Genomic DNA, 21,302 nt, shown 5'->3' with positions numbered 1-21,302 from the left:
TTGATACCTATGTCTGCTTTGAGGCCGCTGAGGTCAATGCAAAGAGGAGAGTGACACAGAATACTTTTTGCCCCTAAATTTCGGAAAATGTTCGATTGGTAAATCAATAGTAGTTTTAAGAGATCATGGCATTTTTAGACAGTTCAGTTTTCATTAGTGCCAAAAAAGCTGCCGCGACCTTTGAAACTGGTTTATCCTGGGGTGTCAGAACGCCAATTTGGTACTGAATGGAGGGCTTGAACGGTATGCTGACCAGTTCTTCATCTAGGCCTTGTCTGTTGATGGGGTCGACCAGTGCAACCGCGTTTCCTGACCGTACAAATTCTATTAACGATGCAAAGTACTGCGCTTCCAGAACTACATTCCAGTGAGCCTTCGCATCCGAAAATGCTCGGGCTATCTGATAGGTGGTCATGTGATCGCGAAACAATGCCGCGAATGGGACACCGTCCAGATTGCGCGGTGTCAAAAGCTCTTGTTTTGCCAGCGGGTGATCAGGCGCCATAATGCAGTGACATCTATAGGTGAATTGCTCGGCATCGACTCCAACAAACTGTGATGGCTTTTCCGCCACGGCAATGTCGAACATCTGACTTGGAAGTTGCTCAATGAGGATGTGTGAGCTTCGGGACAACAGGCGGATTTTCACATTCTCTCGGGTTGCCAAAAAACGGCTGATTAAGTCAGGCAGGAACTTGATCGATACTCCGGGAAAGGCAGAGATGGTCAAATGACCAGATTCTCCTTGTCGCAGTCGAGTTGCCGCCTCGTTCGCCCGCACCACGGCCTCAAGCAACCTCTGCGCATCTTCATAAAAAATCATAGCTTCAGGTGTAGGTTGCAGCCGCCCTGACTTGCGCAGAAACAACTGAAATCCTAGCCTATGCTCTAATGTTGATATCGTATTGCTGACTGCTGGTTGCGATATTCCCAGCATTTGTGCCGCCCGCGTCATGGTCCCGGCAGTCATAATGGCTTGAAAGCATTCAATTTCTCGGATTTGCATATCACTACTATAATTATTTATTATAACTAAGCCAACTAAAATTATTATATTTGATTGCCCCGACTTCGTAAATTACCGACGTTTCCGGTCAAATCTCGAGGGAGGATAAAATGAGGAAATTTATAACAACATCAGCGTTGGCTGCTTTAGTGTCGCTTGGCGTATCGGCCCCAGCACAAGCTGAAAACCAATTCATTACAATAGGCACTGGCGGACCAACTGGCGTCTACTTTGTCGCAGGAAATGCGATCTGCCGCATGATTCACAAGGAGGCCGCGGAAGGACGCAAAGAAGGGCGAAAGCACGGCTTTCGTTGTGCGGCCCCGTCGAGCAATGGCTCGACATATAACTTAGCCCAAATATCGCAGGGAGAGTTCGAATTCGGCGTTTCTCAATCTGACTGGCAGTACTACGCCGTCAACGGAACCTCGGACAAAGTGGTAAATGACGAAGGATTTCGCGCGGTATTTTCAGTTCACCCTGAGCCGTTTCAGCTGATCGTTTCAGCCGATTCAGGTATCAAATCCTGGATGGACCTCGAGGGTAAAAAGTTGAATATCGGCAATCCTGGTTCGGGCCAGCGCGGAACCACCGAGTTGTTGATGGAGCGCTATGGAACTGATCGGGATTTTTACGGCCTGGTTACAGAAATGACATCATCAGAGCATGCGAGTGCACTGTGTGATGGCAATATTGATGCCTTCACTTATGTCGTAGGCGTACCCAACTCCGGTGTTGCGGTTGCAACAGAGGGTTGCGGCGCACAGATCGTTTCGCTGAACACGGAAGTCGAGCAAGCTCTTATTGAAGAGCGTCCGTTTTATGCCGCAACAAGCATCCCTGCGGGAGTGTATTCTTCCCAAAAAGAAGATGTGACCACATTCGGGGGGTATGCGACGATTGTATCGCACGAAAGCGTAGATCCGGAAGTCGTTTATGAGGTTGTGCGCGCTGTGTTCGAAAATCTCGATGACTTTCGTGGGTTGCACCCGGCATTCGCAAATCTCGATCCCGAGAGCATGATCAACAATGGCAACTCGGCGCCATTGCACGAAGGCGCGGCACGGTATTACCGCGAACAAGGCTGGATCGAATAAGCTCTCCCTCCCGTTCGATCCACTCAGGTCTCTGCCATAACGGCAGAGACTAACCACACACACATTTAAATCGGGAAAAGTTATGTCCGAGAAATCACTGCAACAAGAAGCCGTAGAAGAGGCGTTGAAAATTGAGCGCCGCGACTATTTTGGCGCCTGGCCCAAAACCTTTATCACTTTCGGGGCGCTTTGGTCTTTGTACCAGCTCTGGATCGCTTCTCCGCTCCCTTATTCACTGGGGTGGGGGATTTTCGTGGATTTGCCTGCACGAGGGGTACACTTGGCGTTTGGTCTGTTCCTTTGTTTTCTCCTTTTCCCAGCCAAGTTTGAAGAGAAGCGCAGCGGAAAGGCTTGGTTCAGTCTTGTTTTGGCTACTATTGCGGCAGCCAGTGCCATGTATGTTTACTTTGGCTATGATGGCATTGTTCTTCGCGCCGGCATTTTGCTGAATATTGATTTCTTAGGGTTTAGCATTCCCATCGAAGTTATAATATCGGCGGTTGGCATGCTGTTGCTGCTGGAAGCAACACGACGCGGTGTCGGATTGCCGTTGGTGATCGTATGCGGCGTGTTTATGATCTATTCTCTCTTCGGCCCTCATATGCCTGAGATTATCTCGCATAGAGGCGTCTCGCTTTCCCGTATGGTTGGATACAACTGGTTGACCAGCGAGGCAATTTTCGGCATCCCCATTGCTGTTTCACTAAGCTATGTTTTTCTGTTCGTTCTGTTTGGCGCTTTCATGGATACCGCCGGGGCAGGAAAGTTCTTTCTCGATATGTCCTTTGCAGCAGTTGGCAAATACCGAGGTGGTCCCGCCAAAGCGGCGATCCTGGCATCCGGTTTGACTGGTATGATTTCTGGATCGTCGATAGCAAATACTGTCACCACTGGTGCATTTACTATTCCAGTGATGAAGAAAACGGGTTTCCCTGGAGACAAGGCCGGCGCCATTGAGGTCTCTGCTTCAATCAACGGTCAGCTTATGCCGCCGATCATGGGGGCATCGGCCTTTATCATCGCTGAATTCATCGGAATATCATACTACGATGTGATTGTGCATGCGATGATCCCAGCATTTATTGCTTACATCTCGCTGTTCTATATCTCGCATTTGGAAAGCTTGAAGATGGGCCTTGTGGGCCTCCCCAAAGCTGATTTGCCAGCCATGCGTAAGACCTTCAAAGAGGGGGCCTATTTTCTTGTTCCAATCGGGATGTTGGTCTATCTGCTCTTGGTCAAACGTTGGAGCCCCGGCAGTGCGGTATTCTGGTCCATCATGATGATGGCCGGTATAATCGTGATCCAGCAGGTTTTGCTGGCCCGTGAACACAAACTGTCCGTGCTTAAAGGGGTGAAATCTGGCGGGATTATCATTTTCTATTCGCTGGTCGCTGGCGCCAAATCGATGACAGCGGTTACTGCGGCTGTCGGTGCTGCGGGCATTATCGTTGGCATCGTGTCTTCGACGGGCTTGAACAATGCAATGCTGGGTATTGTAGAGGCGCTATCACAGGGCAATATTTATATCCTCTTGTTTTTGGTCGCCGTGGTTTCCATCGTGCTGGGGATGGGGTTGCCAACAACCGCGAACTACATTGTTGTGGCGTCGTTAATGGCCGGGGTGATGGTCGAACTTGGCAATGCTTCTGGCCTTGTACTGCCCCTGATCGCGGTGCACCTTTACGTATTTTACTTCGGGCTTATGGCAGATGCGACGCCACCGGTCTGTCTGGCGGCCTTTGCCGCATCGGCAATCTCTGGCGCTGATCCGATGAAAACAGGCGTTCAATCCTTTAAATACGCGATCCGCACAGCGATCCTGCCAGTTGTGTTCATCTTCAATCCCGAACTTTTGTTAGTTGGCGTTGAGAGCATCTGGCATGGCATCATGATCTTTGTTGTTGCGCTGATGGCAATCTTTGCCTTCTCTTCGTTGACGCTCCAATGGATGTTTGTGCGCCTCAAACTGGTCGAGGCTGTTTTGCTTGTCTTCGTGGTGATTAGCTTATTTCGACCTGACTTTGTGCTGGATCGTTTCAGCCCTGCCTTCAGTGATGTGCCGATGGCGCAGGTTGTGGCAAACGAAACCCCTGTGGAAGCGGGGCAAAAGGTGCGCCTCTATGTCACCCGCGAAACGGAATATGGGGATCGCTTCAAGCTCTTTACCGCAACAGTTCCGACAGCATCCAAGAATGTACTGGAGGCAGTTGGCGTATCCCTTGGTACAGAGGATGATGGCCGCACGAGTGTTTCGGATGTGGCGTTCAATGGCCCCGCTGAACAGCTGGGGATTACTTGGGGCGACTATGTGACATCCGTTGGCCTTGAACAATCCGGTCGCATGCCAAAGGAAATCATCTATATTTTCGGTATTTTGGCCTATGCCGCCGTCGTTGTGATGCAGCGTCGCCGATTGAAGGCAATCGAAGAAACCGATTTGGTGAAAGCGTGACAATGGAACTGAACAAAACTGAACAGAACTTGCGCAATAAGATTTGGTTTTGGCTCAATGAAAACCGCAATCAAGTTGTCGACCTGACGTTACGTCTGGTGAAAATCAAAAGCCAACAGCCCGAAGGCGATGTTCGGGCGATGGCGAATGAGATTGAAACCATCGCCAGAGAGATACCCGGAACCATAGTAGAGCGCTTTATTTCAGAAGAGCCTGTGCACAATCTGGTCATCCGTCTCCCGGGCAATCGCCCGGGAAAGCGCCTGATATTCAATGGGCACATGGATACATTCCCTGCCGGGGATCTATCTGGCTGGACGCGTGATCCAAAGGGCGAAGTCGATGGTGACAAAGCCTATGGCCTGGGTATTTCTGACATGAAAGGCGGTATTGCGGCCAGCCTTCTGGCGATGAAATGTCTCGCTGAGACCGGTGCGGATTTTCCGGGAGAAATTGTCGGCACATTCGCAGGTGACGAGGAAACCATGGGTGTGTTGGGGACGCAATTTCTGCTTGATAATGTCCCGCATGCGGTTGGTGATGCGATGATCAGCGGTGATGTCGGTTCGCCCCACATTTTGCGCTTTGGCGAAAAGGGGATGGTTTGGGCAAAGGTCACTGCAAAAGGCAGGTCAACTCATGCGGCACATGTGCACCGTGGCGAAAGCGCAATCGAGAAGTTGACTGCCGTTATGGAAAGTTTCAAATCCTTGCGGTCATTTCCAACAGACACCACGGGTCACAACGTTGTGTCGGCGATTGATCACTGGTCTGAGAGGTCTGAAAACCTGTCGGGCGAAGGTGAAACGAATGTCTTGAAGAACGTCACAGTTACTTTTGGCACCATGAATGGCGGAAGGCTGTCCAACCTGGTCGCAGATCGAGCAGAGTTCACCTGTGATGTCCGCTTGCCGGTTGGCGTTTCCGTTGCACAAGTCGAAGCAGAGATGATGCGCCTTTGCGAGGCCGATGAGGGAATCGAGCTAGAAATTACGCGCCGCTATGAACCCAGCTGGACCGCCCCAGATCACCCGGTGATAGAAGCGGTTCGCCAGAATTGCACAACGGTTCTGGGGAAGGAGCCCGCAGTGACTATGCGCGTAGGCGCATCTGATGCGAGGCTCTATCGGTATGCTGGAGTCCCCTCTGTTGTGTGCGGTTTGATGGCCTACAACCTTGGCGCGGCAGATGAACATATCATGCTTGATGAGCTATACGCATTGGTGGATATCTTCGCATTGTCTGCTCATGATTATCTGGTGCATAATGCTTGATGTTGTCCTGATCTCTCTCGCTGCCTTTTTCGCGGGTGTTTTGAATGCGATTGCCGGGGGTGGCAGCTTTCTGACCTTCCCTGCGCTTGTCTTTATTGGTGTGCCTGCTATTGCGGCGAATGCAACAAGTGCCGTCGCGGTTTTCCCCGGGTATCTGAGTGGCGCTGCGGGTTTTTTATCAGAGATTAAGGCCTTTGACCGGCGAGAGCTTTATTGGCTGTTAGGTTTGTCCGTCATCGGTGGCGTCGCAGGGGCTCTCTTGCTGCTTGTCACACCATCAGAAGTGTTCAGTTTCATTGTCCCGTGGTTGTTGCTTTTTGCAACGCTACTTTTTGCCTTTGACAAAAAGATACGCGCTTGGACCAAAGGTGACAAAGACACAAACCCCATCGGTAAGACCGCCGCCACATTGGCCGTCACGACCTACGGTGGTTACTTCAATGGCGGATTGGGAATTGTTCTGCTTGCATTGTTTTCAGGCTTGGGCTTTCGCGACATGAACCTGATGAACGGCCTCAAGAATGCATTGTCCTTCATTTTGTCCGGCGCATCGGTTGTGACCTTTTTACTGGCGGGCATCGTTTATATGCGAGAAGCGGCGATTATGATGATGGCCGCAACAATCGGAGGTTATGTGGGTGCAAGACTGGCCCGAAAATTACCTGTCCCCGTGATCCGGGCAATCGTAATTATGGTCGGTCTGAGTATGACGGTAGTATTTTTGGCCAGAAGCTAAAATTGGTAAGTGGCGCATTTCTCACTTTAATCATCACCCAGTTCTTGCGCTCAACAGCATAAAGGTCGTGGTGTAGAGTTTCTTCTCAAATTCAGGCTTTTGACTAAATACAATTCACAATGTTTTGGCTGCGAATACCACAGTCATTGCTAAACCAATACAAACAACGATTGCCCGAACGACGCCCGCCGAAAGACGCCGTGCGACGATAGCACCGCAATAGCCGCCAATAGTTGCGGCAACCATCATCAATAAGGCCTGCGGCCAGACTACGATGCCGGCCAAGGCGAAAGTAACAACCGATGCGCCAGACAGTACGAATGACATACCATTCTTAAGCCCATTCATCAGGTTGATGTCGCGCATGCCCAACGCAGAAAATAATGCCAAAAGGACGATGCCCAGACCACCATTGAAGTAGCCGCCGTAGATACAAACCAACAACGTTGCGAAGTTTCCAGTGAAGCCTTCAGCCTTTATGTTTCGCTCAGCCCAGGCCGAGACGCGGTAACCGAGGGCGAATATGAGGGTCGCAAACCCTAGAAGCCAGGGCACTACGGCCGCAAACACACTTGCGGGTGTTATCAATAGCAACAGCGCTCCCAGCACGCCGCCCAGTAATGACAACCCTAAGAGCACCAGCCATTGCCGGAGCGGGAAGTCCCGCAACTCTTTAAGAAAGCCTAATGCGCCGCTGAGATAACCAGGGAAGACAGCCACAGCACTCGTGGCGTTGGCGGCAATGGTCGGCACGCCCGTGAACACTAACGCGGGGAAGGTCAGAAAGCTGCCGCCACCCGCAATCGAATTAACGATGCCAGCAAAGAATGCGGCCATAGCCAGTAGAGATATGTCAAAGATAGTCAATTCCTCAATCCGCTTTAACTTGTTTGGCAGCAACAGATTTTTCGCTTTGTGTTTCTGTCCGTGCCTTCATGGCTATTAGAGTGGCGCACTCCATCGCAACCGTTCCGGCTAGAAATGCGGTCATGCCTCCTACGTCATGATCGGGACTGACGGTATTGATATCCACTGCGACGATGTTTAACTCGGACAGCCATCGCAACAAGGTCAATCCCTCGCGCGCCGTCGGGCCACCCCAGGTCGGTGTACAGACACCCGGCGCACAGGACGGATCAAAAAAGTCCATGTCAAAGCATAGATAAACCGGCTTGTTGCCAATGGTTTGATGCACCTCTTCTGCGACGTTTGGAATTCCACGCTCAAGCATTACATCAGTTGTGATCAATTGATATCCTAGTCCCTGAGCGTGCTTGTATGTTCCTTGCAGCGGCAAAGTCCCTCTCGCACCGATGTGAAATGAGCGGGACGTATCCACTAGGCCTTCGTCAGCGGCTCGGGTGAAGGTGGTCGCGGTGTTGTAGCGATCATCGTAGTTTGGTCCATCGCCGATGCTGGCATCCGCATGAGCATCTAAATGCACAACGCACAATTCAGGATACTTGCGGTAGACCGACCGCAACTGAGGAAGTGTCACCGCCCCATCGCCGCCAAATGTGATGGGCACCGCTGAGTTTTTGAGTATATAATCTAAGGACGCCTCAATCTGCTGTGATGCGTCTTCAAGTTTGGCTGACGTTACTGATACATCTCCCATGTCAACAACATTTAGTTCTTCCAAGGGGTCGAAATCAGCGAAGGGTGGCTGATATCGCCTTACTAAAGAAGATTGTGCACGGATTGCACGGGGCCCACCACGGGCCCCGATACGTGTTGGGTGCTGGCCGCAATCAAAGGGGATGCCCAGGATTGCAGCCTCACATGTTTTCAGATCCGATGAGAATGGCACGCCCATGAAGGTCGCGGGTTCACTCATGCCATGCAGGAAAGGAAGTTCACTCTTGTTGGTCATTGAAATCTCCTAGTCCAGCGATGGGCCCATGACGAGATCGGGCAACCAGGTCACCCAGTCTCCCCAGAAGCAGAGAAGAACGATGATGAAAAGGTAAGGGATCAACAGTGGAATAACGCCCACTGAGATATCCTCGACGGATGTTTTTGTCAGTTTGGAGGCAACAAAGAGGTTCACTCCAATAGGTGGCGTTAAGAAACCTACCTCGCAAGCCATCACGGTGAAGACACCAAACACAATCGGATCAACACCAATTTGGGTCGTGATTGGCAGCATGACCGCAGTGAAGATGATGATCTGTGGGATTGATTCCAACCACATACCAACAAAGATGTAGACCACACCGATACAAAGCATCACCAGCCAAGGATAATCAATGATGCCTGAGAAGGCAGCGCCAACCATGTCCGGGATGTCAAAGATCGTGACCAGTTGACCAAAGGCTTTGGTTGAACCCAGAATGAACAGGATGGAACCAGCAAGGAGCGCCGTAAACCGCAGGGATTCGTAGACACCGCGCCAGGTCAGGCCACGATAGATAAAGAGGCCGACAAAAAGCCCATAGAAAACGGCGGCCGCAGCGGCTTCTGAAGGTGTGAAGAAACCAGCATAGATACCACCCAGAATAAAGACTGGTGCACCGATGGCCCATTTTCCTTCCCAAAGTGCCCACAGGAGAGGGACAAGCGTGAACCTATCGCCGGTGCCGCCATAGTTATTCTTTTTGGCTATGCCGTAAGTAACGACGCAAAGCAGGAAGCCTAGGAACAACCCTGGAACAATGCCCGCCAGGAAGAGACGCGGAATGCTCTCGTCTGTAACGAGGCCATAGATGATCAGCAGGTTGCTGGGCGGTATCATACTGCCCATCGCTCCTGCCGCCGCTGCTACCGCACCAGCGAAACGAGGGCGGTATTTTTCCTTTAGCATGGTCGGAATGGTGATCGACCCGATAGCGGCAGTTGTTGCTGGACCAGATCCGGAAAGAGCCGAGAAAAACATGCAGGCTACAACGGTCACAAGACCAATGCCACCCTTGTAGGCCCCGATCATCCGTTGAGCGATCTCGATCAGTTTTTCGGACATACCACCCTTTTCCATGAGCTGGCCTGCCAGAACGAAAAGCGGAATTGTGGTCAGTGGAAAGGGCTCAAATGCGTTGTAGGCACTCTGCGCCAACAGCGTGAGCGGGATATCGGCAATATAGAGGCCAATAACCGTTGCGATACCCGCAGCGAAGGGGATTGGGACCCCGATAACGATGGTGAACAGAAAGACTGCCGCCATCCACGTTGGACCGTTCATAGCGGCAATCCTTCTTTGTTGTCCCGAATGATCCACCGGTAGTAGACTTGAATCATGCGTCCGATCATTAGACACAAGGCAAGTGGGACTACAGATTGGGGGTATTTTTGATCAATTCCCAAGGCGGGTGATATGTAATCAAACTGGATCAACAGCTGGATCCAGGCGATGCTTTCTTTGAGCAACAGCAGAATGAATGCAAACCAAAGCAGATCTGCCATGACGATACAAAAGACTTGCCCTTTGTGCGGAAGCTTTTCGACGAGGAAGGTAATCCGGATATGCGCGCGTTCGCGAATGGCCATTGAACATCCAAGATAAACGGCGGTCACCATGCCGTAGACAGCGAGTTCTTCCGCGCCGTGAAACGCGGATTCAAAGAACACACGCAGAACGACTTGCGCAAAGATGCATGTGGCCATGACCGACAGGCCAATAACGCAGAATATCTCTTCGAAACGCGTATCCAATTTATGCAGAGCATTCGCAAACATGCTTGTCTCCAATTCTGAAAAAGGGGGTGCGCATATTTCACGCACCCCAAAAGGTGGACCCAAAAAGCCACGGGAGGTGTGCTCGTTATTCGGCCGCCGCGCGAATATCGAGGATCAGCGTCTTGGTCGCCTCATTGGCACCTTCTTCGATGAACGTGTCCTGCACTTCGATACCTGCAGCGATAAAGCCTTCCTTGTCCGGGAAGGTGATTGTCATGCCACCGTCTGCCGCTAGGAATTCACGGGCTTCTTCCAACTGACGCGCCATTTCTTCACGCTGGTGTTGTCCCGCATCCAGCGCGGCTCGGCGCACAGCGTCTTTTTGGGCTTCGTCCAACTTGCCCATAATCCGGCTGCTCGCGAGCATCGGTGTGAAAAAGGCAAAATGTTCAAGCACGGCCAGATTGTCAGCGATCTCGTAAAACTTTTGTGACTTAACAAAAGACGCGCCACTGTCACCCGCAGAAACGGCTCCGGTTTGCAAAGCGGCCAGAGTTTCGGACCACGCAATCGGCAATGGCACTGACCCGAATGCTTCGTGCGTTTTGATCATCACATTGTTTTGTGGAACGCGCACGCGGATACCCTTGATATCGTCGATGCTGTTGATAGGGCGTTCGGTATTGTAAAAATCGCGGTATTCGACGTAACCGAAGGTCAGCAATTCCAGTGACGTCTTCTGCTTGATTTGCGCGGCTATCCCTGCACCAACTTCGCCGTCCAACACGGCATAGGCGTGATCCGTGCTCTGGAAGATATACGGCAGTACAAACGCTTCCATCGGCGCAAAGTGGGGCGAAATATTGTTGTGGGTCATGATGTACATGTCCACCGTGCCCAATTGCATTGCTTTGAAAGCTTCGTCTTCAGTGGCGAGTTGTGTACAGCACCGGACTTTCACATCGATGGTCCCGCCCGAGTATTCCTCCGCCAGTTCTTCGAATTTCGCGGCTAGAACGCCATAGGCGCTTTCTACCGGCGCTGCAAATCCTAAGTTTATTGCGACTTCATCTGCATATGCAGCACTCGAACCAATGGCAAAAGCCAGGCCCGACAAAGTAAATTTGATTTTATTGATCATGGTTCGCTCCCCTAGCATTCATGCTTATCATTTGGTGAGCGTAGCCAAGATTAATATACAATAATAATAATATAATTTGCGTTTAGTATACGATATTAAAATACCTGTATTGAGCCGACACGAGGGACTAGATGAATTTAAAACAGCTTCAATGCTTTAAGATGATCATGGCGCACAAAACGGTCTCGAAAGCAGCCGTCGCGCTCAACATGTCCCAACCCGGCGTCAGCACAATGATCGCAAATCTGGAACATCAATTGGGCTTTTTGCTTTTTGATCGTCGATCAGGTCGGCTGCATCCAACGGTTGAAGCCACATACTTCTATGAAGTCACTGACCGTCTTTTAGGCGATTTGGACCTTGCCAACCAAGTCGCCAGCCAGATCCGTCAGGGAAAATTTGGCGCCATTACGATAGCCACGCTTCCCGGTTATGGTTTGACCGTATTGCCACAAGCGATTGCCCGAATGCACCTCAATTATCCAGATGTGAAATTCGATATCCAGACCCGAAGTTCCCACATGGTCCGCAGCCTGTTTCCTTCTCAGCAATATGACATTGCCTTGGTCGAACCGCCGGTGGAACCGTCAGGAAATGTCTACCGTGAAATTAGCCTGCGATGTGTTTGTGCTGTCCCAGCAGGCCATAAGTTGGCCGGGCGGGATGTTTTGTCTGTCGAAGATCTGGTATCTGAAAAACTGGTGGCGCTATTTAGCGATCACTCCACGAGCCGGCAGCTATCTGCAGCTTTTGCGCTTGCCGGCTTCGACTGGGCGCCGTCGATACACACTCAGTTCTTTGCAACCAATTGCGAATTGGTTGCAAAAGGTGTCGGGATTTCAATTATTGATCCTATTACTGCGGCACATTTTCAAAACAGAAATCTTGTAGTTGTTCCAATCGAGATGGAAGTATTTCACGAAGTCGTTCTTCTTCACCCTCCACCAGGAGAGGCATCAGACCTTGTTGGTGAATTCGTCCGCGAATTGTTGGCCGTTGTTTCCCAGTATGAAAAATAAAAATGTCGTTTCAACAGGCTTACGACGTGACACTGCTCAACCAATAAATACAAATGATCGCTTATTTCCGGTCTTGCCCTTGGTATACTTTAGGCCAATGGCAGTTTTGTACGCTAGACGGTAAGTTCGCATAACCCCAGACTTTGCCATCGCAGCGAAAGTCCGCAATGACGGGTCGCTTCGCAGCATCCTGATAGCTGGGTCAATGTCAGGTTTGGGCCGTTTGCGTCGCAAGATCTTGCGTATTACGGTGCAGATGCAGCACCGCATCCGTGACTGGCAGAGAGCCCATAATGACCAATGCTGCGCCGAGCGTGAATAGCCGAATTGCCAGTAAATTGCGCTGTTAATGGAGTACCTTTCTCCGAGAGAGTCTAATAGCAACATCATCCAGTATGGCGGGAAGGAAACCGCGTACGTTACATCACGCGGTGCCACTCGGCCGCAAAATGATCAGGCCGCCCAATCCTCCGACCGTTCCAAGAACATGGTTCATTTCGGCAGTAATGTTTGGGGCATGCAGGCCCCAGATCGGCCATGCCGCCCACCAACCTAGGTAGTAGAAAACGGTCATGAAGGTCACGATGCTCCAACCTTCTCGCGTGAGTTTTGCGGCGTTGAACGCGACCCAGACGAGAAGCAGGTTAACTCCGAGCGCCAGCATAGCGCCGCGAAATGCATGATAGTTTGCGTGCGTCGGCGCATCTGGAAGGTTTACGGACTGAAACTCAGGATTCCATGTGAAGCTGACCGTGTACCAGAAACTAATAAAGCCCCCGATAAGACCAAGCAGGATTAAAAACCGACCGATCAACAGTCTTGCGTTCATTTCGATTTTCCTTTGATGCAGCGCGTAATCGCATATGTCGTTCCTCGGCTGCGAACCTCATCAACACACGGCAAAATGTGGCCGTTGCCAGAGAGCGCCGCGCCCTTCAATGCGGGCTTTACAAGGGGGCGCGTCGCGACGCCTTATCGTTTGTTAAGAGAGTGCGATCTTTTTTCGAATACGGCTGAGCGAGACCGGCGTGATCCCAAGATATGACGCGATGTAGTGCAGCGGCACTATGTCGAGAATGGCGGGGTCTTCTTCGATCAAGGCACGATAGCGCTCTTCCGGTGCTTTGGCGATCCGGTCGACAAACAGGTCCTGATAGTTCACCAGGCAGTGCACCATGACCGATGAGATGTAATCCTTCAGGCCAGGCGTTTCAGCCGCTTCTCGCTCCAGTTCAGATTTGTCCAACATGCTCACCACACAGGGGGTAATGGTTTCGAGCTCGTATTTACTGGGTTCTTCGCGATGCATGCTTTGCAAGGAGGCGCAAAGCTCGCCGGGTAGAAAGAACTTCACGGAGACATCTGCGCCGTCGTTGTTGTGCCAGAGGCGAATACAACCGGTTTCGATGAAGTAGGCGTGTCGGCTTACGTCGCCCTCATGCAAAAGAGTGAAGCGTTTCGGGAATGTTTTGGCAACGCCGAGCCGTGAAAACAGTCCTTGTAGCTCCTGCGAAATCTTCATGTGTAATTCCCCATCAATTTGTCACGCATGAGTACAGTCCTTTTCATACGAAGTAGCACTTCGTAACACGCAAGTTGACAGCATGTTCGCGGCAGAATGTTAGCCGATCAAGCGCTAAGGTTTCAGTTTAGTTTGCAAAACCCGCAAGTAAAGTTATCCTTTTTTCCGTTTTTTGCCGAAGATTACCTCACTAACGTCACCCCAATTAATTTGGCCAGCCTTGACGGTCGAACCAACAAAAATGGGTAGATGCCACAATGAAATACCTGGAAGACAACCCGACATTCTCTGGGATCATCGATGCCGGACGACAGCGCAGGATATCGCGACGCAGCTTTATAGGCCATGCCACGGCTGCAGGTTTGACGACAAGCACCGCCTCAACCCTCTGGTCAAATCAAGTCGCTGCGGCCACGCCTCAACAAGGTGGAACGTTTCGCGTGGGCGTCCATGAGGCCGCCACGACGGATTCCATGGATCCGGCGCATTATGTCACGATATTCATGATTCAGCTGGCACATGCCTCGCGCAGCTATCTAACCCTTATCGAACCCGATGGGTCGCTTGGCCCGGACCTTGCCGACAGCTGGAGTGCGACGCCAGATGCAATGGTTTGGACGTTCGAGTTGAACACAAATGCCACGTTCCACGATGGGCGCCCTGTCACGTCGAGAGATGTAATAGCGTCGATTCAGCATCATATCAGCGAAGACAGCTCGTCAGCGGCAAAGTCGCTTTTGGCCGCTGTTGTGGATGTACGAGCGGATGGCGATCACGCGGTTATCATGGAATTGGACAGCGGCGTTGCAGATCTTCCATATATTCTGACCGACTATCACATCGCTATGGTTCCAGCGGATGCCGATGGGAAAGCTGACTGGAAAGGCGGCATGGGATCGGGACCTTACCGGATCGAAAATTTCAATCCTGGGGTCGGTGCAAGTTTGGTCAAGCATGACGGCTGGCACAGAGAAGGTGCCTGGTTTGACGCTCTTGAGCTGATCGCCATCAACGACCCGAACGCACGTCAGACCGCGCTGGTGTCGGGTGATGTGGATGCGGTGAGTTCTGTCGATCTTAAAACACTTGCTCTGCTTCAACGTCGGTCAGGTGTTGAGGTTCTCAACATTCCGTCGGGATCAACCGTTACCTTGCCGATGCTTACCAATGCTGCACCTTTTGACAATAATGATGTGCGCATGGCCATGAAATTTGCCATCGACCGCGAAGAAATCATCGGAAAAATCATGTTCGGGACGGCGACGCTCGGGAACGACTTCCACATCTCACCGAACATGCCATATTTCCCTGACGATATTCCGCAGCGCGGCTATGATCCTGACAAAGCCAAATGGCACCTCAAGCAAGCCGGTCTGGACAGCCTAGATACTGCATTGTCGGCAGCCGACGGGGTGATGCCTGGCGCGGTTGATCTGGCCGCGCTCTATTCCGAGCAGGCCAAGGCTGCAAATATCAACCTCAAGCCGGTTCGCGAACCAAATGATGGATATTGGGACAGCGTTTGGCAGAAAAAGCCTTTCGTCTTTTCAAAGTGGGGTGCACGGCCCACGCCTGATATGATCTTCTCACTCACCTACAAGTCCGGCACTGACTGGTCCGAGACGTTCTGGGGCAATGACCGTTTTGACGAGCTTCTTGGCATGGCCAAAGGCGAGCTGGACGATGTGAAACGGGCGGAAATCTATCGGGAAATGTGCATGATTTCCCGTGATGAAGGGGCCACCCTCATACCGATGTTCACAAACTACGTCTATGCGCATTCTGACAAGGTTGGTCATGCTGAAACAATAGGTTCGACCTGGGAACTTGACGGCGGACGTGCCTTTGAGCGTTGGTGGTTCAAAAGCTAGCTTCCAGGATAATAAATCAGTCCTTTCCCAGTTTTTGAGAAATGGAAAAGGAAGGTTTTGAGACCCTTCTGCCGCACCGCATCCCGGCGATAGGCAAGGTAGAACTGAACAAAGAAGGGAGCTTCCTTGACTGGAAGCTCGACCACGTCATCTCGGTGGACGGATTCGACGAATTTTACAGGCATCAACGCGCATCCCGCGCCAGAAAGTACGGCCGCAAGAACCGCTTCGAGATTTTCACACCGGCTGACGACGCTAAGTGGATAGCGTTCTTCAAACTTTTTGAAGCCATCCGTCTGCTCTCTTCGTGCGATGTAGGGTAGCGGTTTTTTTATTTCTGTGGGGGCTTTACCCAGAGAGCGTCGAACTTCATCCAAAAGCGGGCAGTTGGTTCCAACATAAAGGCGATGCTCTTCCAGAAAGAGCTTTGTATACTGTAACGGCTGCAGCCACGCGGGCTGTCCGGTTACACCGACATCCAGACGCCTTTCTCGTATCGATACGTCGAGTGTGGTTGTTTCATGCACGCTGACATTTATCAGGGTGTCAGGAAATTTTTTCCGCATTTGGACCATGGCCGCGACCAAGCCACTGTCGGTATTTGCAATAAGGTGGTCGTTGATCCCTATATTGAAACTGTCCGAGACAACATCCTTGGCCGCCTGCACCTCAAGCTCAAAAACCTGTATGCGTTTTTGCAAGTCGACTGCAGCACGATAAATTGCCTCGCCTTGAAGGGTAAGGGAAAATCCACCCCGTCCACGATTGCACAGCTTTACACCCAAGCGCTCCTCCAACGATGTGAGGTCGCGGCTGATGGTCGACAAAGCAACGCCATTAGCAAACGCGGCGGCGCTCACCCCTTCATTTTCCACAACGGAGATGAAGACGCGCAGATGCCGGAGATCAAAATTGGATAGATTAAAAGAATTCATTTAGCTCCTTACTTGCAAAAAGCGCAAGTGAAGTGTTCATATTTATTGTTCAAAGTCGAGCTAAATCTTACTAGCGTGACGTAGCATCAATAGACGTATGGCGACCCGGGAACTATCGTCGCGAAACTCACTGTTCGATGCGGACCAGCACGAATGTGGCCCGAGCGGCCCTGCAGTTTGAGAAACTAAAAAGGAGATCAGCATGTCGGAGAAACTCGTAAAACGCCCATCCCAGGGCCCGAGCACTTATATGGGTTTTCCGTTTGAGGGTGATCTAGACAATCTGAGCGCAGATATTGCGATTTTGGGGATTCCGTTCGGAATGCCTTATTCTCCCGATGCCATGGCGAATGATCAAAGCTTCGCACCTGATGCGCTGCGCCACGACATTTCCGAAGCCGATGCTTTCTACGATCTCAATCATTATGATTTTGACGTGGGCGGACCCCTACTGGACAACCGCGACATCAAAGTCGTCGATTGCGGGAACGTCGTTGCAGACATGGGCGATCACGCCGCGCATTACCGTAACGCCGAAGCGGCTGTTCGCAAGATCATGAAATCCGGCAGTACGCTGATCTCGATTGGGGGCGATCATGGTATCCCAATTCCGATACTGCGTGGTATGGAAGAGCTGGGTGAGAAAATTACGCTTGTGCAGGTCGATGCCCATATCGACTGGCGTGATGATGTGAACGGCGAAACCAACGGTTACTCCAGCCCGATCCGCCGCGCCTCGGAAATGGATTGGATCGGTGATATCGTTCAGATCGGCATTCGCGGAACCGGCAGCGCCCGTACTGGCGAAGTCGAACTTGCCAAGTCTTACGGCGCTGACATCATAACCGCCTATGAAATGCATGACATGGGTATGCAGGCGGTGCTGGACCGCATTCCCGATGGCGGTCCATATTATCTGACGGTGGACGCGGATGGGCTTGACCCAACCATCATGCCCGCCGTAATCACACAAGCGCCAGGCGGACTGTCCTGGGTTCAGATGCACAAGCTGATCCATGGGTTGGTGAACAAAGGCCGTGTGGTGGGTATGGACCTGGTGGAAATCGCTCCAAGCAAGGACGTCGGCAACACCACGATGGTGCATGCAAGGAGGCTGATTAACAACTTCATCGGGGCAACTGTCAGAGCCAACTATTATGAAAAGAAAGCTTAGAAGGTTCTTCTTTGATCCTGGCGTCGAGCTGCGTTGAGTTCTGAAAGCGGACTTTGGCACAGCTGCAGCAAAAGCCCGTAATGTCCCGCTCCATTCTTTTTCTGCCAGCAAGCAGCGAAAGGGTAGATTGGATTTCGGATCTGGTGATGGGTTTTAACGACCGCTTCGATGACAATGACAGCATCGCTGCAAAAGTCTGCCGCAGGTGCGAGGAAATACTGCGTCAGCAATAGCGGCGCCGGCAAAAGGCAAGTTTGTCCACACTGCCGTCAATTCTGTTCCTAGAATGCTGCACGATGAACGAACGGCTGGTCTTGTGAAGCCGCACTGCGGCGTGAGGCATAGCGATCAAGATCTCCTAGGGCCGATCTTGCTTCCACCTACGGCTTGAAGGGGATGACGTTTGACCCGCCATTGGCAAATGCAAGGGCACCTTCAGTGCGAATGGTTGTAAGTGCCTCTTCAAGGGCTGCCTGGTCGTCGTCGAAAAGATCATCCCAGACAATGGATGTTCCATCTTCGGTCACAACTTCCAGCGACCAGCCATCGCCACTTTCCAATTTGTAGATATCCACTTTGAACGGCACACCATCCTCAATGATGCGCTGTGAGGCGCTTGATATGACAAGATTGGGTTCACGTTCCATCTGAATGCCTCGCTGGTCTGCCGGAGCTTTATAGGATCGTTGAGTGCAGAAGCCAATGTCTGCAATGAGGATGCTACTTAGCAGCATTTTTATAGCTGCTCAAAGACCGGAAAGGGCCGTTTGCGTCGCAAGATCTTGCGTATTACGGTGCAGATGCAGCGCCGCATCCGTGACTGGCAGAGAGCCCATATTGACCAATGCTGCGCCAAGCGTGAATAGCCGAATTGCCAGCAAATTGCACTATTAATTATGTGCCTTTCTCCGAGAGAGGCTAATAGCAACATCATCCAGTCTGGCGGGAAGGAATATGGGCTTGTACTCAGGATTTGTATGCGCCGCGTTTCGAATGATTTGTTCGACAAACAATTGGGAGTTCTGCATTGTAGACAATCACGAGGGCATGTTCCAAAATTCCGAAACTTGCTCAGTGATTGATATAAAAGCAGGTAAGTTTCGATGAGTAATGACAACCTAAAAGCCAATCTTCGGTTGTTGTTCAGCTATGGAACTTCAATCACGAAAACGAGCGACATTCTCGGGATCAATCGACAACAAATTCACCGGTACCTCAACGGAGAAAACCGACCTTCGATGCGGGTCATGCGAGAGATTTGTGACTACTTTGGTGTTGAGGAGAGTGAATTGCTTCTCGATCATGCATCGTTCAAGTCTTTAATCTCGCTTCGAAAACCACGCGTTGCCGAGATGGATCCATTTGGCGAGTACATCGCGAAAATCCATCGGATCAATCCTGACGCTTACGAGAACATGAAGCCCTATTTAGGCTACTATAGATCCTACTTCTTGCCTGCTGATTTTCCGGGCAAAATTCTTTGCTCATTAGTGAAGCTGCATTCAAAACACGGGTTTGTGTATCTGAAGAACGTTGAAAATTATTCTTCCGCCACACGGCGGTCGCGTCGTACTCTTAAGTTTACGGGTGTCGTATTTCATACGGGTGAACGCATCATGGCCCATGAACGCGAAGTGAAAGCCGGTCAGATGATGTGGACAACAGTTCTTCATCCGCCCAATACAGATCAGACAAACCTCCTGACTGGGCTTACAATGGGTGTGAGCAGTTCTGCTATCCGCGACATTGCTTGCTACCGCGTCGTTTGGGAGCCATTGCCTGCACCAGTGAATCTCAGAAATGCATTGGGATCCTGTGGACTTTTTGATGTTACTGATGAATGCATTCCTTCAGACATAAGAGAAGCAATTCGCAACGACGTTCGAGATGACGAAAGCGCGTTCGTTGGCAGGGCTTGGCAACATCAATAGCCATTTATTCAAATTATATATGTAACGTTATGTACCGTTATTAACGACAATTAGCGACTTCCTCAGCCGTGCATCTTTCTCTTAACTGAGCGTAGTGTGAGCCGTTCTAAGTGGGCGAAGTCTATCAATTGACGGATGCCAACTCTTCCGGTTCTCAAAAACAAACACACTATAAACAGGTGAGGGGAACATGGACAGCTTGATGACTTTTATTGTTGGGGCAACCGTCCTGACGTCAATCGTTTTAACGGGATTGGTCCTGTTAAGATATGGAAACATGCGCGTAGCTGGGAAATATCCTCTGGGTATGTTTCCCTTTGTGGCCGTACTTTTTTGTTCAGGCTTGGATATCGCAATCATAACATACCCGCTAACAGAGTTCCCGATCTATGAGGAAGACGCAGCATATAGTTTTGCATCTCCCATCGCGATTGAGATCGGATTTTGGGGTTTTATAATTTGGAGTTTCTACTTCCTCACCGCATTTTATTTTCTTTGCATAGAACCTCGGTTGAAGCTGTTTGAAATACTCTGGATTAAAGTGATCAACAACTTTGTGGTCATGGCCACCTGTGCATTTGGCGGATATGTATTGCTTACATCTCTTCCATCTTATTTTCCTGGCCTGCCTGATTGGTCGCCCATAGTCATCACAGCTATCGTTATTATCGTTGCCTGCTATTCGGCCTCTGACATTATCTTCATGAAATGGTTGTCGATCTGCTCGATGTACGGCTTTTTTGCGCTGATTGTTGGGATGTGGTTCAATTCCGGAGGTGATGTGGTGTTACTAGGGCAAACCCTCGGGGAGGCGTCAGAGTACATCGTGAATATATACCGATTCATATTGCCGCTTGGAGAATATCACGAGTTTTACCTTCTATGGTGGTTCGCCTGGAGCATTATGATCGGCCAATTCATGTCAAAATTTGCGACACCAACGAGTGTACGCATGTTGTTCGTGATGATGGTGATATTTCCGTCAATCCCACTGTCGATCTGGTTTTCGGTTCTTTACATCTATCACTCCGGCGGCATTGAAATCTCACCAACCTGGAACCTGGCGATGATGACTATTGGTATTGTGTTCGTGATCAATACTTTCGACAGTTTGATCCGGCTCTACACAGACAGCCTGAACTTGACGACCGAGCGGTTAGGCCGGGGCAAGTTCATCGGTGGAAACTTTGCCATCATGGCTGGATTGACCGCCGCATACGCCTTCCTTGGGTTGAAAATGGAATATGTCGGGTTGACGGTGATCTTCATCTACGGCGTCGTTTACTTTAACATTTTGCGGAACCGCCAGACAGTTTTCACAAATCTGAACTGCCCCGAAGTCGAGGGGGAAAGTGAGCAAGAAAAGATGGCGTAGCGCTGCCATGTTTCAGATACAACCAATGCTTTTCGACTGCTGACGGAGGTGGTCGAAAAGTCCGGGTCGCCTACTCGTCCCTGTGTGGGCGGCCCAACGACTTAGAAATTAGGTAACACGCCCTAAACTGACAATCGTTTGTCGGCTAAATTCG

Annotated in this window: 19 protein-coding genes; 9 read left to right on the top strand and 10 right to left on the bottom strand. The window is 50.8% G+C overall.

What is annotated here, in order from left to right; genetic code table 11:
- Positions 1 to 115: 115 nt before the first annotated feature.
- A complete protein-coding gene (locus D9A02_RS18885) occupies positions 116 to 1,006 on the bottom strand; it encodes a LysR family transcriptional regulator (RefSeq protein ID WP_120502397.1) in 891 nt (296 codons plus the stop codon).
- A gap of 110 nt (positions 1,007 to 1,116) precedes the next feature.
- Between D9A02_RS18885 and D9A02_RS18880 the strand changes: the two genes are divergently transcribed.
- The 4 genes from D9A02_RS18880 (at position 1,117) to D9A02_RS18865 (ending at position 6,568) form a co-directional block, all read left to right on the top strand.
- Complete coding sequence (locus D9A02_RS18880; RefSeq protein ID WP_120502396.1) at positions 1,117 to 2,103, top strand: TAXI family TRAP transporter solute-binding subunit; 987 nt, start codon at positions 1,117 to 1,119, stop codon at positions 2,101 to 2,103.
- An 82-nt stretch (positions 2,104 to 2,185) separates the two neighbouring features.
- Complete coding sequence (locus D9A02_RS18875; protein WP_120502395.1) at positions 2,186 to 4,558, top strand: TRAP transporter permease; 2,373 nt, start codon at positions 2,186 to 2,188, stop codon at positions 4,556 to 4,558.
- A gap of 2 nt (positions 4,559 to 4,560) precedes the next feature.
- Positions 4,561 to 5,832, top strand: a complete 1,272-nt coding sequence (locus tag D9A02_RS18870) for a M20/M25/M40 family metallo-hydrolase (protein WP_120502394.1) — start codon at positions 4,561 to 4,563, stop codon at positions 5,830 to 5,832.
- Complete coding sequence (locus tag D9A02_RS18865; RefSeq protein ID WP_120502393.1) at positions 5,825 to 6,568, top strand: sulfite exporter TauE/SafE family protein; 744 nt, start codon at positions 5,825 to 5,827, stop codon at positions 6,566 to 6,568. The genes D9A02_RS18870 and D9A02_RS18865 overlap by 8 nt, the downstream gene beginning before the upstream one ends.
- A gap of 114 nt (positions 6,569 to 6,682) precedes the next feature.
- Here the strand turns inward: D9A02_RS18865 and D9A02_RS18860 are convergent, their stop codons facing one another.
- From D9A02_RS18860 to D9A02_RS18840, 5 genes are all read right to left on the bottom strand, one after another.
- Positions 6,683 to 7,435 carry a sulfite exporter TauE/SafE family protein gene (locus tag D9A02_RS18860; protein ID WP_120502640.1) on the bottom strand — a complete coding sequence of 251 codons (753 nt, stop codon included), beginning with the start codon at positions 7,433 to 7,435 and terminating at the stop codon, positions 6,683 to 6,685.
- Positions 7,436 to 7,439: 4 nt separating this feature from the next.
- Positions 7,440 to 8,441 (bottom strand): arginase family protein, encoded by a 1,002-nt coding sequence (locus tag D9A02_RS18855; RefSeq protein WP_120502392.1) that lies wholly within the window; start codon positions 8,439 to 8,441, stop codon positions 7,440 to 7,442.
- A gap of 9 nt (positions 8,442 to 8,450) precedes the next feature.
- Positions 8,451 to 9,746, bottom strand: coding sequence for a TRAP transporter large permease (locus D9A02_RS18850; RefSeq protein WP_120502391.1), 1,296 nt, complete (start codon positions 9,744 to 9,746; stop codon positions 8,451 to 8,453).
- Complete coding sequence (locus tag D9A02_RS18845; protein ID WP_120502390.1) at positions 9,743 to 10,240, bottom strand: TRAP transporter small permease; 498 nt, start codon at positions 10,238 to 10,240, stop codon at positions 9,743 to 9,745. The genes D9A02_RS18850 and D9A02_RS18845 overlap by 4 nt, the downstream gene beginning before the upstream one ends.
- 85 nt (positions 10,241 to 10,325) lie before the next feature.
- Entirely contained in the window at positions 10,326 to 11,321 is a 996-nt protein-coding gene (locus tag D9A02_RS18840) for a TRAP transporter substrate-binding protein (RefSeq protein WP_254054680.1), read from the bottom strand.
- A gap of 131 nt (positions 11,322 to 11,452) precedes the next feature.
- Here D9A02_RS18840 and D9A02_RS18835 point away from each other — a divergent pair, with 131 nt between their 5' ends.
- Entirely contained in the window at positions 11,453 to 12,340 is an 888-nt protein-coding gene (locus D9A02_RS18835) for a LysR substrate-binding domain-containing protein (protein WP_120502388.1), read from the top strand.
- A 424-nt stretch (positions 12,341 to 12,764) separates the two neighbouring features.
- On the opposite strand, the gene D9A02_RS18830 is transcribed toward D9A02_RS18835, so the two are convergent.
- Together D9A02_RS18830 and D9A02_RS18825 are read right to left on the bottom strand one after the other, a co-directional pair.
- Positions 12,765 to 13,169: a hypothetical protein gene (locus tag D9A02_RS18830; protein ID WP_120502387.1), complete on the bottom strand. Its 405-nt coding sequence runs from the start codon at positions 13,167 to 13,169 to the stop codon at positions 12,765 to 12,767.
- A 153-nt stretch (positions 13,170 to 13,322) separates the two neighbouring features.
- The gene (locus D9A02_RS18825) at positions 13,323 to 13,862 is read right to left on the bottom strand and encodes a Crp/Fnr family transcriptional regulator (protein WP_120502386.1); all 540 of its coding nucleotides are present in this window, start codon (positions 13,860 to 13,862) and stop codon (positions 13,323 to 13,325) included.
- A 257-nt stretch (positions 13,863 to 14,119) separates the two neighbouring features.
- Between D9A02_RS18825 and D9A02_RS18820 the strand changes: the two genes are divergently transcribed.
- Entirely contained in the window at positions 14,120 to 15,733 is a 1,614-nt protein-coding gene (locus tag D9A02_RS18820) for an ABC transporter substrate-binding protein (RefSeq protein WP_120502385.1), read from the top strand.
- Here D9A02_RS18820 and D9A02_RS18815 read toward each other — a convergent pair.
- Complete coding sequence (locus D9A02_RS18815; protein ID WP_120502384.1) at positions 15,730 to 16,668, bottom strand: LysR family transcriptional regulator; 939 nt, start codon at positions 16,666 to 16,668, stop codon at positions 15,730 to 15,732. The genes D9A02_RS18820 and D9A02_RS18815 overlap by 4 nt on opposite strands.
- 202 nt (positions 16,669 to 16,870) lie before the next feature.
- Here D9A02_RS18815 and D9A02_RS18810 point away from each other — a divergent pair, with 202 nt between their 5' ends.
- Positions 16,871 to 17,842 carry an agmatinase gene (locus D9A02_RS18810; protein WP_120502383.1) on the top strand — a complete coding sequence of 324 codons (972 nt, stop codon included), beginning with the start codon at positions 16,871 to 16,873 and terminating at the stop codon, positions 17,840 to 17,842.
- Positions 17,843 to 18,222: 380 nt separating this feature from the next.
- On the opposite strand, the gene D9A02_RS18805 is transcribed toward D9A02_RS18810, so the two are convergent.
- Positions 18,223 to 18,576, bottom strand: coding sequence for a hypothetical protein (locus D9A02_RS18805; RefSeq protein ID WP_254054679.1), 354 nt, complete (start codon positions 18,574 to 18,576; stop codon positions 18,223 to 18,225).
- A 369-nt stretch (positions 18,577 to 18,945) separates the two neighbouring features.
- Here D9A02_RS18805 and D9A02_RS18800 point away from each other — a divergent pair, with 369 nt between their 5' ends.
- Together D9A02_RS18800 and D9A02_RS18795 are read left to right on the top strand one after the other, a co-directional pair.
- On the top strand, positions 18,946 to 19,773 hold the full coding sequence (locus D9A02_RS18800; protein WP_120502382.1) for a helix-turn-helix transcriptional regulator: 828 nt from the start codon (positions 18,946 to 18,948) through the stop codon (positions 19,771 to 19,773).
- Between the two features lie 202 nt (positions 19,774 to 19,975).
- Positions 19,976 to 21,148 carry a BCCT family transporter gene (locus D9A02_RS18795; protein WP_162933136.1) on the top strand — a complete coding sequence of 391 codons (1,173 nt, stop codon included), beginning with the start codon at positions 19,976 to 19,978 and terminating at the stop codon, positions 21,146 to 21,148.
- Positions 21,149 to 21,302: the final 154 nt, after the last annotated feature.

It is taken from the genome of Roseovarius sp. EL26, assembly GCF_900327775.1.
Classification (GTDB): Bacteria; Pseudomonadota; Alphaproteobacteria; order Rhodobacterales; family Rhodobacteraceae; genus Roseovarius.
The sequence above is the reverse complement of the archived record's forward strand: the minus strand, read 5'-3'. Positions and strand labels throughout refer to the sequence as shown.

Bases quoted from the DNA above. Each gene is read 5' to 3' on its own strand.
- D9A02_RS18815 (WP_120502384.1), bottom strand. From the start codon at position 16,668: ATGAATTCTTTTAATCTATCCAATTTTGATCTCCGGCATCTGCGCGTC.
- D9A02_RS18835 (WP_120502388.1), top strand. From the start codon at position 11,453: ATGAATTTAAAACAGCTTCAATGCTTTAAGATGATCATGGCGCACAAA.
- D9A02_RS18850 (WP_120502391.1), bottom strand. From the start codon at position 9,746: ATGAACGGTCCAACGTGGATGGCGGCAGTCTTTCTGTTCACCATCGTT.
- D9A02_RS18880 (WP_120502396.1), top strand. From the start codon at position 1,117: ATGAGGAAATTTATAACAACATCAGCGTTGGCTGCTTTAGTGTCGCTT.
- D9A02_RS18870 (WP_120502394.1), top strand. From the start codon at position 4,561: ATGGAACTGAACAAAACTGAACAGAACTTGCGCAATAAGATTTGGTTT.
- D9A02_RS18825 (WP_120502386.1), bottom strand. From the start codon at position 13,862: ATGAAGATTTCGCAGGAGCTACAAGGACTGTTTTCACGGCTCGGCGTT.
- D9A02_RS18830 (WP_120502387.1), bottom strand. From the start codon at position 13,169: ATGAACGCAAGACTGTTGATCGGTCGGTTTTTAATCCTGCTTGGTCTT.
- D9A02_RS18795 (WP_162933136.1), top strand. From the start codon at position 19,976: ATGACTTTTATTGTTGGGGCAACCGTCCTGACGTCAATCGTTTTAACG.
- D9A02_RS18810 (WP_120502383.1), top strand. From the start codon at position 16,871: ATGTCGGAGAAACTCGTAAAACGCCCATCCCAGGGCCCGAGCACTTAT.
- D9A02_RS18885 (WP_120502397.1), bottom strand. From the start codon at position 1,006: ATGCAAATCCGAGAAATTGAATGCTTTCAAGCCATTATGACTGCCGGG.
- D9A02_RS18800 (WP_120502382.1), top strand. From the start codon at position 18,946: ATGAGTAATGACAACCTAAAAGCCAATCTTCGGTTGTTGTTCAGCTAT.
- D9A02_RS18875 (WP_120502395.1), top strand. From the start codon at position 2,186: ATGTCCGAGAAATCACTGCAACAAGAAGCCGTAGAAGAGGCGTTGAAA.
- D9A02_RS18840 (WP_254054680.1), bottom strand. From the start codon at position 11,321: ATGATCAATAAAATCAAATTTACTTTGTCGGGCCTGGCTTTTGCCATT.
- D9A02_RS18865 (WP_120502393.1), top strand. From the start codon at position 5,825: ATGCTTGATGTTGTCCTGATCTCTCTCGCTGCCTTTTTCGCGGGTGTT.
- D9A02_RS18805 (WP_254054679.1), bottom strand. From the start codon at position 18,576: ATGCTGCTAAGTAGCATCCTCATTGCAGACATTGGCTTCTGCACTCAA.
- D9A02_RS18855 (WP_120502392.1), bottom strand. From the start codon at position 8,441: ATGACCAACAAGAGTGAACTTCCTTTCCTGCATGGCATGAGTGAACCC.
- D9A02_RS18820 (WP_120502385.1), top strand. From the start codon at position 14,120: ATGAAATACCTGGAAGACAACCCGACATTCTCTGGGATCATCGATGCC.
- D9A02_RS18845 (WP_120502390.1), bottom strand. From the start codon at position 10,240: ATGTTTGCGAATGCTCTGCATAAATTGGATACGCGTTTCGAAGAGATA.